General features: G+C 73.9%; 11 protein-coding genes. 4 read left to right on the top strand and 7 right to left on the bottom strand.

Annotated elements, in window-relative coordinates; translation table 11 throughout:
* Positions 1–10: 10 nt before the first annotated feature.
* Complete coding sequence (locus tag OO63_RS11485; protein ID WP_033264033.1) at positions 11–931, bottom strand: NADP-dependent oxidoreductase; 921 nt, start codon at positions 929–931, stop codon at positions 11–13.
* 307 nt (positions 932–1238) lie between these two features.
* Between OO63_RS11485 and OO63_RS11480 the strand changes: the two genes are divergently transcribed.
* The 3 genes from OO63_RS11480 (at position 1239) to OO63_RS11470 (ending at position 7129) form a co-directional block, all read left to right on the top strand.
* Positions 1239–3296: a phosphocholine-specific phospholipase C gene (locus OO63_RS11480; RefSeq protein ID WP_030360202.1), complete on the top strand. Its 2058-nt coding sequence runs from the start codon at positions 1239–1241 to the stop codon at positions 3294–3296.
* Positions 3297–3416: 120 nt separating this feature from the next.
* Positions 3417–6065 carry a valine--tRNA ligase gene (valS, locus tag OO63_RS11475; protein ID WP_030360201.1) on the top strand — a complete coding sequence of 883 codons (2649 nt, stop codon included), beginning with the start codon at positions 3417–3419 and terminating at the stop codon, positions 6063–6065.
* Positions 6066–6223: 158 nt separating this feature from the next.
* Complete coding sequence (locus tag OO63_RS11470) at positions 6224–7129, top strand: LURP-one-related family protein (protein WP_030360200.1); 906 nt, start codon at positions 6224–6226, stop codon at positions 7127–7129.
* A gap of 137 nt (positions 7130–7266) precedes the next feature.
* On the opposite strand, the gene OO63_RS11465 is transcribed toward OO63_RS11470, so the two are convergent.
* Entirely contained in the window at positions 7267–8229 is a 963-nt protein-coding gene (locus OO63_RS11465) for a DMT family transporter (RefSeq protein ID WP_030360199.1), read from the bottom strand.
* Positions 8226–9080, bottom strand: a complete 855-nt coding sequence (locus tag OO63_RS11460; protein ID WP_030360198.1) for a phosphatase PAP2 family protein — start codon at positions 9078–9080, stop codon at positions 8226–8228. Before OO63_RS11460 ends, OO63_RS11465 begins: the two co-directional genes overlap by 4 nt.
* 171 nt (positions 9081–9251) lie before the next feature.
* Between OO63_RS11460 and OO63_RS11455 the strand changes: the two genes are divergently transcribed.
* Positions 9252–9968: a TetR/AcrR family transcriptional regulator gene (locus OO63_RS11455; protein ID WP_234311280.1), complete on the top strand. Its 717-nt coding sequence runs from the start codon at positions 9252–9254 to the stop codon at positions 9966–9968.
* Positions 9969–10103: 135 nt separating this feature from the next.
* Here OO63_RS11455 and OO63_RS11450 read toward each other — a convergent pair whose 3' ends face one another.
* The 4 genes from OO63_RS11450 to OO63_RS11435 all read right to left on the bottom strand — a co-directional run bounded on the left by OO63_RS11450 (position 10104) and on the right by OO63_RS11435 (position 15138).
* On the bottom strand, positions 10104–11084 hold the full coding sequence (locus OO63_RS11450) for a DUF2510 domain-containing protein (protein WP_030360196.1): 981 nt from the start codon (positions 11082–11084) through the stop codon (positions 10104–10106).
* A 97-nt stretch (positions 11085–11181) separates the two neighbouring features.
* Positions 11182–12363, bottom strand: coding sequence for an anhydro-N-acetylmuramic acid kinase (locus OO63_RS11445; RefSeq protein WP_030360195.1), 1182 nt, complete (start codon positions 12361–12363; stop codon positions 11182–11184).
* 442 nt (positions 12364–12805) lie between these two features.
* The gene (locus tag OO63_RS11440) at positions 12806–13810 is read right to left on the bottom strand and encodes an acyl-CoA dehydrogenase family protein (protein WP_030360194.1); all 1005 of its coding nucleotides are present in this window, start codon (positions 13808–13810) and stop codon (positions 12806–12808) included.
* A complete protein-coding gene (locus tag OO63_RS11435; protein WP_030360193.1) occupies positions 13810–15138 on the bottom strand; it encodes an acyl-CoA dehydrogenase family protein in 1329 nt (442 codons plus the stop codon). Before OO63_RS11435 ends, OO63_RS11440 begins: the two co-directional genes overlap by 1 nt.
* Positions 15139–15180 lie beyond the last annotated feature (42 nt).

Below are 15180 nucleotides of genomic sequence, written 5' to 3'. Positions count from 1 at the left end.
TGCGGCGACCTCACGGCCCGACCTCGATCACGACCTTGCCGAGCGCGTGACCGCTCTCCACCGCGCGCAGGGCCTCGCCCGCCCGGTCCAGGGGGTACGTCGCCGTGATGTGCGGCCGGAGCACACCTGAGGCGGCGAGTTCGGCCACCGCGTCGAGCGTGGCGGCGTCCCGCGCGCGGGCCACGGCGGAGCCGCCGAGTTCCGTCACGATCCGCTTGCCGCCGGCCGTGATCAGCTTCGTGCGGTCGGCCACCACGTCCGCCACGGCCCGCAGATGGTCCCCGCCGACCAGGTCGAAGACGCCGTCGACGCCGTCAGGGGCGGCGGCACGGATCCGCTCCACCAGGTCCGGACCCGGCGCCACATGGACCGCGCCCAGGGACTCGACGACGTCCTTCTTGGCCTCGCTCGCCGTACCGACGACGCGCAGCCCCAGATGGCGGGCGAGGCGCACCGCGTTCCCGCCCACGCCGCCCCCGGCGCCGGTGACGAGCAGTGTCGACCCGGCGGGCAGCGCGAGCTGACGCACGCCGTCGTAGGCGGTGGCCGCGGCGACCGGCAGCGTCGCGGCCTCCACGAAGGACAGGCCCTCCGGTACGCGAGCGGCGACGGTCACCGGAAGCAGCGTGTACTCGGCGTACCCGCCGGTGAGCGTGGACCCGAACACCGCGTCCCCCACGGCGAACCCCTCGACCCCGGGGCCGGTCCGCTCCACCACGCCCGAGGCCTCGCTGCCGAGGACCTCGGGCAGTTCGGCGGGGGCCTGCCCCGGCCTGCGGTAGCCCCCGCGCAGCTTGTGGTCGACGGGGTTGACGCCCGCCGCCCGCACCTTGACCAGCAGCTGCCCCGGTCCCGGCTCGGGCGGCTCCCGGTCGATCAGGGCCTCCACCTCGGGACCGCCGTGCCGGGTGAACGCGTACGCCTTGGCCATCTGTCCCTCGCTCCGTTCGCTGCGTCCCGCGCGCCCCGTGGCGCACGTCGACGATCACTGGGGACAAGGCCGGGGGCGGCTCCCGCATTCCTCGCCGGGGGAGAGTTCACGAGCCCGCAACGCGTGCCCGGCCCGCGCGGCGGTGACGGCACCGCGGGCGCGTCCGTCGCGCAGGCCTCCCGGCACTCGCGGTTGGCCCCGGCGCCATCTCGCGGACACGGGCCCGCCTGCCTCTTCCATAAGCCTTGGCCCAGTTGACACACTGCACCCGCTCACGTCCCCCCACATCACGCGAGGTCATATCCCCATGCCTGAACTCAACCGGCGCCGCTTCCTGCAACTGGCCGGCGGCACCGCCGCCCTCGCCGCGCTGAACGAGAGCATCGCCCGCGCGGCCTCGCTGCCCGCGAAGCGCCGCACCGGCACCATCGCGGACGTCGAGCACGTCGTGGTGCTCATGCAGGAGAACCGTTCCTTCGACCACTATTTCGGGACGATGAAGGGCGTACGCGGCTTCGGCGACCCCCGGCCGGTGACGCTGCCCGGCGGCAAGCCGGTCTGGCACCAGCGGGACGGCGGCAAGGAGGTCCTGCCCTTCCACCCCGACGCCGAGAACCTGGGCATGCAGTTCATCGCGGGCCTCGACCACGACTGGGCGGGCGGCCACAAGGCGTTCAACAACGGCGCGTACGACCAGTGGATCCCGGCGAAGTCCGAGCGGACCATGGCGTATCTGAAACGGGACGACATCCCCTTCCACTACGCGCTCGCCGACGCCTTCACGGTCTGCGACGACTACCACTGCTCGTTCATCGGGGCCACCGACCCCAACCGCTACTACATGCTGACGGGCCACGTCGGCAACGACGGCAAGGGCGGCGGACCGGTCCTCGGCAACCAGGAGCTGGGCTACGACTGGACGACGTACGCCGAGCGCCTGGAGCAGGCGGGCGTGTCCTGGAAGGTCTATCAGGACATCGGCGACGGCCTGGACGCCGCGGGCAAGTGGGGCTGGATCAAGGACGCCTACCGCGGCAACTACGGCGACAACTCGCTCCTGTACTTCAACAAGTACCGGAACGCCAAGCCCGGCGACCCCCTCTACGACAAGGCCCGCACCGGCACGAACGTCAAGGCGGGCGACGGCTACTTCGACATCCTGAAGGCCGACGTCAAGGCGGACCGGCTGCCGCAGGTGTCCTACATCGCCGCGCCCGAGGCGTTCTGCGAGCACCCGAACTGGCCGGTGAACTACGGTGCCTGGTACATCGCGCAGATCCTGGACGCGCTCACCTCCAACCCGGCGGTGTGGGGGAAGACGGCGCTGTTCCTCACGTACGACGAGAACGACGGCTACTTCGACCACGTCGTGCCGCCGTACACCCCGAAGGACGCCAATCAGGGCCTGTCGACCGTCGACACCAAGCTCGACTACTTCCCCGGCAACGCCTCCTACGGGGCCGGGCACTACGGCCTCGGGCAGCGCGTGCCGATGCTCGTGATCTCGCCGTGGAGCACGGGCGGGTTCGTGAACTCCGAGGTCTTCGACCACACGTCGATCATCCGGTTCATGGAGAAGCGCTTCGGCGTCGAGGAGCCCAACATCTCGCCGTGGCGCCGCGCGATCTGCGGCGACCTCACCTCCGCCTTCGACTTCGGCGGCAAGGACACCGACCCGGCGGAGCTGCCCGACACGGCCGCCTACGAGCCGCCGGACCACGAGCGCCACCCCGACTACTTCCCCAAGCCGCCCGCGAACCCCGCGCTGCCCAAGCAGGAGCGCGGCTCGCGGCCCGCGCGTGCGCTGCCCTACGCCCCGCTGGTGGACGGCCGCGCGGACACGGCCGCCGGGAAGTTCACCCTCACCTTCGGCGGGGGCGACCAGGCGGGCGTCTGCTTCCACGTGCGCTCCGGCAACCGCACCGACGGCCCCTGGACGTACACCACGGGCGCGGGCAGGACGGTCTCCGACACCTGGAACTCGGCGTACTCCGGCGGCAGCCACGACCTGAGCGTGTTCGGCCCGAACGGCTTCCTGCGCACCTTCAAGGGCCCGGGCAAGACCGCGGGCCCCGAGGTCACCGCCCGCCACGACAAGGCGACCGGCAACATCAAGCTGACGCTGACCAACGCGGGCTCCGCCGACTGCAACCTGACGGTGACCAACGCCTACGGCGGCGGCAAGGAGACCTTCAAGGTCAAGCCGGGCGCCACCGTCGAGCACACCGTGGACCTGCGCGCCAGCAAGCGCTGGTACGACCTCACCGTCGTGTCCGACACCTCCGCGGGCTTCCTGCGGCGCCTCGCCGGGCACGTGGAGAACGGGCAGGCGGGGGTCAGCGACCCGGCGATCGCCACAGTCTGAGGCGCATACACGCGGCGGCCGCTGCTCCGGGGCTCCCTGCTCCGGGGCGGCGGCCCGCCTCGCCCGCGCCGCGAAAAATGGGTGAACGCCCTGCTCGGCGCCGCGTTAGCATGCGGGAGCATGACGGACACCCCACGCCCGCAGGGCGCCCCGGAGAAGCCCGTCCTCGACGGTCTCGAGGAGAAGTGGTCCAGGCGCTGGGACGAGTCGGGTGTATACGCCTTCGACGCGGACCATGCGCGCACGGCGCCTCGGGACGAGCTGTTCGCCATCGACACCCCGCCGCCCACCGTCAGCGGCTCCCTGCACGTCGGGCACGTCTTCTCGTACACGCACACCGACACCGTCGCCCGCTACCAGCGCATGCGTGGCCGCAACGTCTTCTACCCCATGGGCTGGGACGACAACGGCCTGCCCACCGAACGCCGCGTCCAGCACCACTACGGCGTCCGCTGCGACCCCGCGCTGCCCTACGACCCGGACTTCACCCCGCCCGCGGCGCCCGGCAAGCGGCAGGTCCCGGTCTCCCGGGAGAACTTCATCGAGCTGTGCGAGCGGCTCACCGAGCGGGACGAGCAGGCCTTCGAGGACCTGTGGCGCCGCCTCGGCCTGTCCGTCGACTGGTCGCGCACCTACCGGACCATCGGCGCCGAGGCGCGCGCCACCTCGCAGCGGGCCTTCCTCGCCGACCTCGCCCGCGGTGACGCGTACCTGGCGGAGGCGCCCACCCTGTGGGACGTCACGTTCCGCACGGCGGTCGCCCAGGCCGAGTTGGAGGACCGCGAGCGGCCCGGCGCCTACCATCGGCTGTGCTTCCGCGCCGCCGACGGCCGCACCGTCCCCGTCGAGACGACCCGCCCCGAACTGCTCCCCGCGTGCGTCGCCCTCGTGGCACACCCCGACGACGAGCGCTACCGCCACCTCTTCGGCACGACCGTCCGCACCCCGCTCTTCGACGTCGAGGTCCCCGTCCTCGCCCACCGGCTCGCGGCGCCCGACAAGGGCACGGGCATCGCCATGGTCTGCACGTTCGGCGACACCACCGACGTCGTCTGGTGGCGTGAACTGCGCCTGGCCACCCGGCCGGTGATCGGCTGGGACGGCCGCTTCCGCGCCGAGCCGCCGAGCGGGATCGACACGCCGGACGCCGTCGCCGCGTACGCCGGACTCGCGGGCGCCACCGCCCACACCGCGCGCGAACGCGTCGTCGCGCTGCTGCGCGAGCGCGGCGAGCTGCACGGCGAACCCCGGCCCGTCACGCACGCGGTGAAGTTCTTCGAGAAGGGCGACAAGCCCCTGGAGATCGTCACCACCCGCCAGTGGTACATCCGCAACGGCGGCCGCGACGAGGAGCGCAGGGCCGAACTCCGCGCGCGGGGGCGGGAGCTGGTCTGGCACCCGCCGCACATGCGCGTGCGCTACGACCACTGGGTGGACGGCCTCAACGGCGACTGGCTGATCAGCCGTCAGCGCTTCTTCGGGGTCCCCATCCCGCTCTGGTATCCCCTCGACGGCGACGGCATGCCCGACCACACCCGTCCGATCGTCCCCGAAGCGGCCACCCTGCCCGTCGACCCCAGCGCGCAGACCCCGCCCGGCCACGACCCCTCCCAGCGCGACAAGCCGCACGGTTTCACCGGCGACCCCGACGTCATGGACACCTGGGCGACCTCCTCGCTCACCCCGCAGATCGCCGGGCGGCAGCTCGCGGACCCGGACCTGTTCGCCCGCCTCTTCCCGATGGACCTGCGCCCGCAGGCCCACGAGATCATCCGCACCTGGCTGTTCGCCACGGTCCTGCGCGCCCACACCGGACACGAGACGCTGCCCTGGCGGCACACGGCGATCTCCGGGTGGATCCTCGACCCCGACCGCAAGAAGATGTCGAAGTCGAAGGGCAACGCCGTCACCCCCGACGACCTGCTGCGCACACACGGCTCGGACGCGGTGCGGCACTGGGCGGCGAGCGGCAGGCCCGGCACCGACACCGCCTTCGACACCGGCCAGATGAAGATCGGCCGACGGCTCGCGACGAAGCTCCTGAACGTCGGCAAGTTCGTCCTCGGCTTCGAGGCGAGCGGCGCGCCCGTGCGTGAACCGCTGGACCGGGCGCTGCTCGCCGACCTCGCCGCCACCGTCGACGAGGCTACGGCCGCCTTCGACGACTTCGACTACACCCGGGCGCTGAGCTGCACGGAGACGTTCTTCTGGCGCTTCTGCGACGACTACGTGGAGCTGGTCAAGGCCCGCGCCTACGGCGACCACGGCGACGCGGCCGCCCGCGACTCGGCCCGCGAGACCCTGCGGACGGCCCTGGACACGGTGCTGCGTCTCTTCGCCCCGACCCTGCCGTTCGTCACCGAGGAGGTCTGGTCCTGGTACGCGCCGGGGTCGGTGCACCGGGCCGCGTGGCCGTCGGCGGAGGAGGTGCTCGCGGGGGCGCGGGGCGCCGCGGGGCCCGGCCGGGCGGAGGGAGACCCGGACGGCGGGGGCCGCGAGGCCGCGTCGGACGGCGGTCACCGAGAGGCGGGTGACCTGGACGGGAGCGTGCTGGCGACGGCCGCCGAGGTCATCGCCGGGGTGCGCAAGGCCAAGTCCCTGGCCAGGCTCTCGATGCGGGCCGAGATCGCGACGGTCGTCGTGCGCGGACCGCGGGACGTGCTCGACCGGTTCGCGCTCGCCGCGGCGGACGTGCGGGCGGCGGGACGCGTCGGCGAGGTCGTCCTCGAAGTGGCGGACGGGGCGCTGGCGGTGGAGGTGCTCCGATAGCGCCGTGGCCGTCGTGGCGGAGGCGCCGAACGGGGGTCCGCCGTCGTCGCGGTGCGGATGCCGGTGGCCGTTGCGGAAACGCGGCCACCGCTCCGGCCTGCGGAAAGTCCGCTCCCGGGGCTGGCGGCGGCCGGGGTGGTTCGGGGTAGTGTGCCCGGGTGACAACGCATTCGAACACACCTGCAGGCTGGTACCCGGACCCCCAGGGCGCCTCCCAGCTCCTCCGCTGGTGGGACGGCTCCCAGTGGACCGACCACACGAACCAGGCCCCGCAGGGCGCGACGGCCCAGGCGGCCGCGCAGGGCCAGCAGGTCCCGCAGCAGCCGGGCCAGGCGGCCCAGTTCGGCAAGGCCCCCGCCCAGGCCCCCGCTCAGGCCGCCCCCGCCGCCCCGGCGGCCGACCCGGCCCGCGTCCAGCGCCAGGTGCAGCAGCAGGCCGGCGTGCACCCCACGTCGCAGGGCGGCGGCACGCTGTTCAGCGAGCCGGTCCTGGTGGTGAACCAGAAGGCCAAGCTCATCGAGCTGACCAACGAGTACACGGTCATGGACCAGTCGGGCAACCAGCTCGGCTCCGTCGTCCAGGTCGGCCAGAGCACGCTCAAGAAGGTCGCCCGCTTCGTCTCCAGCGTCGACCAGTTCATGACGCACAAGCTGGAGATCCGGGACGCCCACGGCACCCCGCAGCTGCTGATGACCCGGCCGCGGAAGTTCATGAAGTCGCGGGTCATCGTGGAGCGCCCCGACGGCCAGGTGGTCGGCGAGATCGTCCAGCAGAACGTCATCGGCAAGATCAACTTCGGCATGATGGTGAACGGCCAGCAGGTCGGCGCGATCAAGGCGGAGAACTGGCGCGCCTGGAACTTCTCCATCGTCGACCAGTCGGACAACGAGGTCGCCCGGATCACCAAGACCTGGGAGGGCCTCGCCAAGACGATGTTCACCACCGCGGACAACTACGTCCTGCAGATCCACTACCAGCTCCCGGACCCGCTCCTGAGCCTGGTCGTGGCGACGGCCCTGACCGTCGACACCGCGCTCAAGCAGGACTCGCGCGGCCTGGGCTGAGCACCGGCCCCCGGGCCGACGGGTACGCGGGCCGCACGGCACGTACGACGAAGCGACCACCTTCCGCGTCGAGCGGGGGTGGTCGCTTCGTCGTGCTGCCTGTGCTGCGTGCCGTGCCGTCTGTCCCGCTGCCTGCCCTACGTGCGCAGCGGCGTCGCCGGTTCGGGCTGGAGCGGGATCGAGGGCAGGTGGTCGGCGGTCGCGTCCGGCGCGGGGAGGGGGCCCGGCGCGGGGGCGGTCGCCGGTTCGGGTGCCTGGTCCGGCACGCGGGCGGCGGGCTGTGGGGACCGGGTGAGGACCACGACGCCGTACGCGGCGATCAGCGCCCCCGTCACGGCGAGGAGCACCCCGCCCGCGCCGCCCCGCAGCCGCTCGCCGAGCAGGGCGATGCCGATGGCCGCGGCGGCGACGGGGTTGGCCAGGGTCACGACGGCGAGGGGCGCGCCGAGGCCGCCCCGGTAGGCGGTCTGCGAGAGGAAGAGCCCGCCCACCGCGAAGGCGGCGACGAGCAGCGCCACCACCACGACCTGCGCGTCGAGCACCGGCCCCGAGCGGTCCGTGGCCGCGACCGTCACCGTCTGCGTGAGCGCCGACGCGACACCGGAGGCGAAACCGGACGCGGTCGCGTGCCGCAGTCCGGGGCGGGTTCCGGGCCGGGTGAGCAGCCCGACGACGGCCATCGTCACCCCGGCGACCGCCACGGCCTCCGGAAGCGACAGCGTGTCGTCGGGCTCGGGGCCGGACGCGGTGAGCAGCAGGACACCCAGGCCGATCAGGGTCAGGCCCGTGCCGCGCCACTCCGGCGGGGAGACCCGCCGCCCGGCCAGCCGCGCGCCCAGCGGTACGGCGGCGACCAGCGTGAGCGCGCCGAGCGGCTGCACGAGGGTGAGCGGACCGAACTTCAGCGCCGCGACGTGCAGCAGCGCCGCCGACGCGTTCAGCCCGACCGACGCCCACCACGCGCCACTGCCCAGGAGCCGCACGACCCGGCCGCCCGTGTCCGCGATGCGTGCGGCCAGGCGCTGCTGTGCGACGGCGGCGGTGGCGTAGGCGGCGGCGGAGACGAGGGAGAGCAGGACGGCGAGCAGGGTGGCGCTCATCGGTCGGCTCCGGAGGCGGAGAGCACGGGGGCGGCGGAGGGTGCCGGGGGCACCGTCGGGGCGGGCCCCGTCGCCGAGGCGGACCGTCGCACGATCCGGGACCGGACCGGGCGCGGCGGCCGGATCACGGCCAGCGCGACGCCGAGCAGCGCGGCCGCCGCGAGGGCGTCGAGCCAGTAGTGGTTGGCGGTGCCGACGATGACGAGCAGCGTGAGCAGCGGATGCAGCAGCCACAGCCAGCGCCACCGCGAGCTGGTCGCGACGATCAGGCCGACGGCCACCATCAGCGCCCACCCGAAGTGCAGCGACGGCATGGCGGCGAACTGGTTGGCCATCGAGTCGGTCGCGGGCTCGGCCGCGTACACCGAGGGTCCGTACTTCTGTGCCGTGTCGACGAGGTGCGCCGCGTCCAGGAGGCGCGGCGGCGCGAGCGGGAAGGCGAGGTGCAGCGCGAGCGCGGCCGCGGTGAGCGCGGCGAGGATCCGCCGGGCCCAGACGTAGTGCCGGGGGCGGCGCACGTACAGCCACACCAGGAACAGCAGCGTCGCCGGGAAGTGCACGGTCGCGTAGTAGGTGTTCGCGACGTGGACGAGGCTGTCGCCGCTCAGCAGGAGGTCCTGCACGGAAGCCTCGCCCGGCAGGCGCAGGAACCGCTCGGCGTCCCAGACGCGGTGGGCGTTGCGGAACGCCTCGGCGGTATGGCCGTTCGCCAGCTGCCTGCCGAACTTGTAGACGAGGAAGAGTCCGACAACGAGGAGCAGCTCGCGCGCGAGCGGCGGCCGGGCAGGGGTGTCCGGTCGCCCGGAGGCTATCTCCGGCTCCTGTTCCGCAGGCTCGGTGCGGGAATCCATCCGCCGGCCCCTTTGCATGACGACTGGGTGGTGCGGTGATGAGTGAGTCCCTGTTGTTCCACTCATCGATACGCCAGTGTACCGATACGGGAGCGTACCGGTACACTGGCGTATCGGTAGGGTCCGCAGGAAGCGAACCGAGCGGGCCGCCGCACCGAGGAGAGACACGAGATGACGCCGCGGGAACGGGTTGAGGAGCACCTCTGCGACCAGGTCGCGCTGTCGCGCCGCTCCAAGATCACACCCGAGCGCGAGCAGGAGTTCTACGACGCGGTCCTCGACCAGCTCCGCGAGTGCGGGTACGAGGCCGTGACCATGGAGGGCGTCGCCGCGCGGACCCGCTGCAGCAAGTCCACGCTGTACCGCCAGTGGAAGACGAAGCCCCAGTTCGTGGCCGCCGCGCTGCGCGCCAACCGCTGTGTGCGCTTCGCGGGCATCGACACCGGCTCGCTCGCCGGCGACCTGCGCGCGGCGGCGCGCGCGGCCGCCACCTGGGCCGGGCGCGACACCATGATCGTGCAGGCGCTCAGCCACGCGGTCCTGCAGGACGAGGACCTTCAGCAGGCGCTGCGCGAGGCGCTCGTGGAGCCGGAGGTGGAGGCCGTCGACGGCTTCGTGCGGCGGGCCGTGGAGCGCGGGGAGATCGCCCCGGGCCACCCGGCGGCGGAGTTCGTCACGGTCCAGCTCTTCGGCGTGCTGCGGGCCCGGCCGCTGGTCGAGGGCAAGGACGCGGACGAGCGCTATCTGGAGCGGTTCGTGGAGGCGGTGCTGCTGCCGGTCCTCGGGCTGAGCGAGGGCCCCGGCCGCCCGGAGGCGGGGGAGACGTCGGCCGCCACCGACGGAGAGACCCTGGCCGCGCCCTTTGCCGAGGAGACCCCGGCCACCTGAACGTGGGCCCGGTCCGCAGGATGACCGGACGGGGCCCGCAGAGCGCCGCACCGTGGGGACGGGGGCGGCGCGCGACAAGAAGCCGGGCGTACCGATCGCGATCGGTACGCCCGGCTTCTCGTGCGTGGCGGGCCGTCAGACCTGCTGGCCGTCGCCTCCGCCGCCCCCGCCGCGGAACTCCTTGATGCCCTTGGTGATCTCGTCCATGGACGACACCGAGGGAGCGTCGTCGGTGTCGTCGATGCCGAAGCGGACGATCACCATCGTCATGTCGTCGGTGGGCGACTTGAACGCGAGCGACTGCACAAAGCCGTCCGGGCCCTTGCGGTTCACGGCCTTCCAGCGGACCAGATAGCCCTTCTGCCCGGCCACGGTCACCGACTTCGAGGCGAGCTCCTTGTGGGACACCAGCTTGCCGCCATAGATCTTGCCGCCGTACGACTCCTCGGCGTTCTTTTCGATGTCCGCCTTCGCCGCCGCCTCGGGGCTGGACTTCTTGATCTTGAAGCTGGAGGCGGGGGCGGAGAAGGCGCCGCCGCGCACGCACACGCGCGCGGTGTCCCCGGGGCACGCGTACTTGCCCTTGGTGACGCCCGCGCCCAGGTTGCCGGACTTGCCCTCCCAGCCGTCCGGCACCGGCAGGCTGATGCCGCTCGCCCCGTCGGAGGCGAAGCCCTCCTCGGGCTGCGGGGCGCCGTCCGACGGGCCGGGCGAGGAGGGTCCTTCGGGCTTCTGCGGGCCCTCGTCGTCGTCCTCGCCGGGCTTCGAAGGCCCGGAGGACGCCGGAGGCTTGGCGCTGTCGTCGTCACCGTCATCGTCGTCGCCCGCCGTCAGCGCGTACACGCCGCCGACGATGCCCGCGAGCACGGCGACGGCGACCCCGATGACGACGGCCGTGCGCGCCCCGCGCCGGGGCGCCTGCGGGGGCTGCGGGGGGAAGACGGGCGAGCCGCCCGGGGGAAAGGCCGGCGAGCCGCCCGGGGGGAGGGCGGGCGAGCCGCCCGGCGCGCGGACGGCGTCCGTCCACATGTTCCCGTCCCACCATCTCTCGGACGGTGGGGCACCAGGTATCTGCCCGGGGTCGGGATACCAGCCCGGGGGAGTCGCGTGCGTCATGGGCGTCAGGGTATGAGCAGCGCCTGAAAGTCGGATGAGAGGGGTCGGCGGAAATCGGCCAAGTGGGGCCGGAGCGGGGCTCAGTGACCAGCCGGGCTCAGTGACCGTCGACGACGAGCCGCGTCGGCGCCTGCGCGCCGCCGAGGAGACCCTCCGGCCACCGGCCCGCACGCCCCGGGGTGATCGAGCCGAGCACGCTCGGGTGCCGGGCGCCCGTGCTCGCCGCGACGGTGCCGGGCAGTCCGTGTGCCGTCAGGAAGCCGAGCACCGCGAACGCGTACGCCTCCTTCGCCGCCGACGCGAGCCCCAGCTCGTCCGAGCCGCGCACCGGCACGCCGGGCCCCAACTCGGCCCGCACCGCCGCCATCAGCGTGGGATTGCGGATCCCGCCGCCCGACACCACCACCTCGCTCGCCTTCACCGCGCGCACCGCGTCGGCGACCGTCACCGCCGTGAGCCGGGTGAGCGTCGCGACGACGTCCTCGGGGGCGAGATCCTCGTACCCGGCGAGGACCCGGCGCAGATAGTCCGCGTGGAAGAGCTCCTTGCCCGTCGTCTTCGGGGCGGGCAGCGCGTAGTACGGCTCGGCGAGCAGCCGGGCGAGCAGGCCCTCGTGCACGGTGCCGCGGGCGGCGATCGCGCCGTCCCTGTCGTACGTCAGGCTCCGCTCGCGGCCCTGCGGCGTCCAGTCGCGGACCGCCGCGTCGATCAGGGCGTTGGCCGGTCCGGTGTCGAAGGCCGTGCCGTCCGGGGCCGTGATGTTGGCGATGCCGCCGAGGTTCAGGGCGACGGGGGTGCCGGGGCGGCCGCGCAGCCACATCCGGTCCACAAGGCTGACGAGCGGCGCGCCCTGGCCGCCGGCCGCGACGTCCCGCGGCCGGAAGTCGGCGACCACCGGAAGGCCCGTGGCCTCCGCGATCCACGCGGCCTGTCCGATCTGCAGCGTGCCGCGCACCTGCCCCTCGTCCACCCAGTGGAAGACGGTCTGCCCGTGCGAGGCCACCAACTCGGCGCGGCCCCCGCACAGTTCGCGGTCGGCCTCGGTGGCGGCAGCGGCGAAGGCCTGGCCGATGCGGGTGTCGAGGCGGCACACGTCGGCGAGGGTGGTGGCCGCCGGGGGCAGCGCGGCGGTCAGCGCCGCGCGCAGCTCGTCGTCGTACGCGCGGCTGATCAGGCCCAGCGGTGTCAGTCGGAGGCTTTCGCCGTCGAGGGTGAGGTCGACGGCACCGGCGTCGATGGCGTCGTGGGAGGTGCCGGACATCAGGCCGATCACTCGCATGGGTCTCTGTCTCTCGCTGGCGGGTGGGGTTCGCCGGAGGCGGCGCTAGGGTGCTCTTCCCCCGCGGGCCCGGAGTTAAAGGTGCTGTGGGGCGGGGCCCTGGGGCTGCCGTGTCCGCCTCGGCGCGGACATGCGTTGCGCCGTGTCCGGTTGTCGGCTGGGGTGCGGGGCGCGATCACCGTGAGGAGTCTGGGTATGCCCGGTCGTTCCCGGACGCGTCGGCCTTGTCGCCGTGAGGCCTGTCACCGCGTGCTGCCCCTTGGTACGCGGCACAGCGCGCCCTGCTCTGCCTGCACTCCGTGCTCCTTGGTGCGCCCGTGCCTGTGTCGATCTCCTCCGCTGTGTCCGATCCCGCGCCGACTGTGCCCGATTCCGCGCCGACCGGCCGGGCGGGCGCTTCCCGGGGGAGGGAACGGGTCCGGGGCGGACGCCTCCGCGCGCCTCACCCACCCGCCACCACCCGCTCCCGCCACCTCCCCACGCCGCCCCACGCCCCCCGCAGGGCCCGCGCCTTGAGGAGCCACAGGGACAGGTCGTACTCGGCCGTGTACCCGAGGGCCCCGTGCAGCTGCAGCGCCGCCCGCGCCGCGCCGTACACCGCCTCCCCGGTGGCCACCTTGGCCGCCGCCAGGTCCACCCGGGCGGCCGACTGGTCGCCGTCCCGCAGCGACACCGCCGCCCCGAACACCAGCGGCCGCGCGAACTCAAGACCCACCAGCACATCCGCGAGGCGGTGCTTGACGGCCTGGAACGAGCCCACCGGCGCGCCGAACTGCGTCCGCCCCCGCACGTACGCCACCGTCCGGTCGAGCAGGGCGTACCCGACCCCCAGGCTCTGCGCCGCCGTCGCGAGGGCCGCCCAGTCGAGCGCCCGCCCGGCCGCGTCGGCCGCCGCGTCCCCGGACGCCACCACCTCACCGCCCGCGAGGAGCCGGGCGAGCCGCCGCGCCGGATCGAGGGACGCGCGCGGTTCCGCGTGGCCGGGCGCGAGCCGCACCTCCCCGTCCCCGGCGGCGAGCAGCACCGCCGAGGCGTCCGCGTCCAGTGCGTACGGCCCGGCGCCGGGGAGCGTCAGCGTCGCGCTCGCCCCGCCGCCGACCAGCGTGGGCAGCGACCGCTCGGCGGGCTCCGGTACGCCCAGCGCGGCGAGGCGCGCCAGGAGCGCCACCGCCGCGACCGTCTCGACCAGCGGTCCGGGCACCGCGTGCCGCCCCAACTCCACGAACGCGACGGCCGTTTCGACGGGCGACGGCCCTACGCCCTCGTACGCCTCCGGTGCCGCGAGGGCGAACACCCCCGCCGCGCCGATCCGTTGCCGGAGGGCGAAGCCCGCCGCGTGCTCCCCGGCGGCCCAGGCGCGCGCGGCCGCCGGGGTGTCGGCCGCCGTCAGCATGCCGTCCAGCGAACGGGCGAAGTCCCGCTGCTCGTCGTCCAGGAGGAACCGCATCACCGGCGTCCCTTCGGCAGGCCGAGCAGGCGCTCGGCGATGATGTCGCGCTGGATCTCGTTGGTGCCCGCGTAGATGGGCCCGGCGAGCGCGAAGACGTAGCCTTCGGTCCAGTCGGTCGGGGGTGTCCGGTCGGGTGGGGGTGTCCAGTCGGTCGGGGGTGCCCGGTCGGGTGGGGGTGTGCGGCAGGGTGGGGGCGTCCCGCCGGGTGGGGCGGCGGTGTCGGTCGTGCCGGTCCGGTCGGCCGGTTCGGCGTGCTCCGTCCCGTCCGGCGTCGACCATTCACCGGCGAAGCCCTCCGCCCCCCTCAACTCCCCGTCCGCCCCCAGTAGATCCAGCGCCGTCTCGTGCACCCCGATGTCGTACTCCGACCAGAACACCTTGTTCAGGCTCGACTCCGCGCCGATCGCCTCGCCGGCCTCGAAGCGGGAGGCGTTGGACCAGGTGAAGAGCTGGTACGCGCGGGCGCCGATCACCGCGTCGGCCACCCGGTCGCGCAGCGCCGTGTCGGCAGGGTCGCCGTGCGCACGCCAGTCGCGCAGCAGCCGGTCGGCCGTCGCCAGGAAGCGGCCCGGTGAGCGCAGCGTCAGGCCGCGCTCCTCGCCCGTCGTCGCCATCGCGATCCGCCAGCCCTGGCCCGGCTCGCCGATCACGTCCTCGTCGGGTACGAACACGTCGTCCAGGAACAGCTCGGCGAACGCGGGCTTGCCGTCGATGCGGCCGATGGGGCGCACGGTCACGCCCGCCGTGTCGAGCGGGAACATCAGATACGTCAGACCGCGGTGCGGCCGGTCCGCGGCCGGGTCGCTGCGGAACAGGCCGAAGGCGCGGTCGGCGAACGCGGCCCGGGACGACCAGGTCTTCTGGCCGTTCAGGACCCAACCGCCGGGCGCCCGGCGGGCGGTGGAGCGCAGCGAGGCCAGGTCCGAGCCCGCCTCCGGCTCCGACCAGGCCTGCGCCCAGATCACCTCGCCGCGTGCCATCGGGGGCAGCACCCGCGCGCGCTGCTCCGGCGTGCCGAAGTCGAAGAGGGTCGGCGCGAGCAGGCTGATGCCGTTCTGGGAGACCCGGCCCGGGGCGCCCGCCGCGTAGTACTCCTCCTCGAACACCAGCCACTCGACGATCCCGGCGCCCCGCCCGCCGTACTCCTCGGGCCACGACACCACCGACCAGCGGTCCGCGGCCAGCTCGCCCTCCCAGGCGCGGTGGGCCGCGAAGCCCTCTTCGGTCTCCAGGGAGGGCAGCGGGTCCGAGGGCACGTGCGCGGCGAGCCAGGCCCGCGCCTTCTGCCTGAACTCCTCCTGCGCCGCGCTGAATTCGAGGTCCATCCCTGGTCCGCCTCCCGCTCGGGCACCTTCCCTAACAAGTGT

Source organism: Streptomyces alboflavus, assembly GCF_000716675.1.
GTDB lineage: Bacteria > Actinomycetota > Actinomycetes > Streptomycetales > Streptomycetaceae > Streptomyces > Streptomyces alboflavus.
Note: the sequence above shows the minus strand (reverse complement) of the source record. Positions and strands in the feature narration are given on the sequence as shown.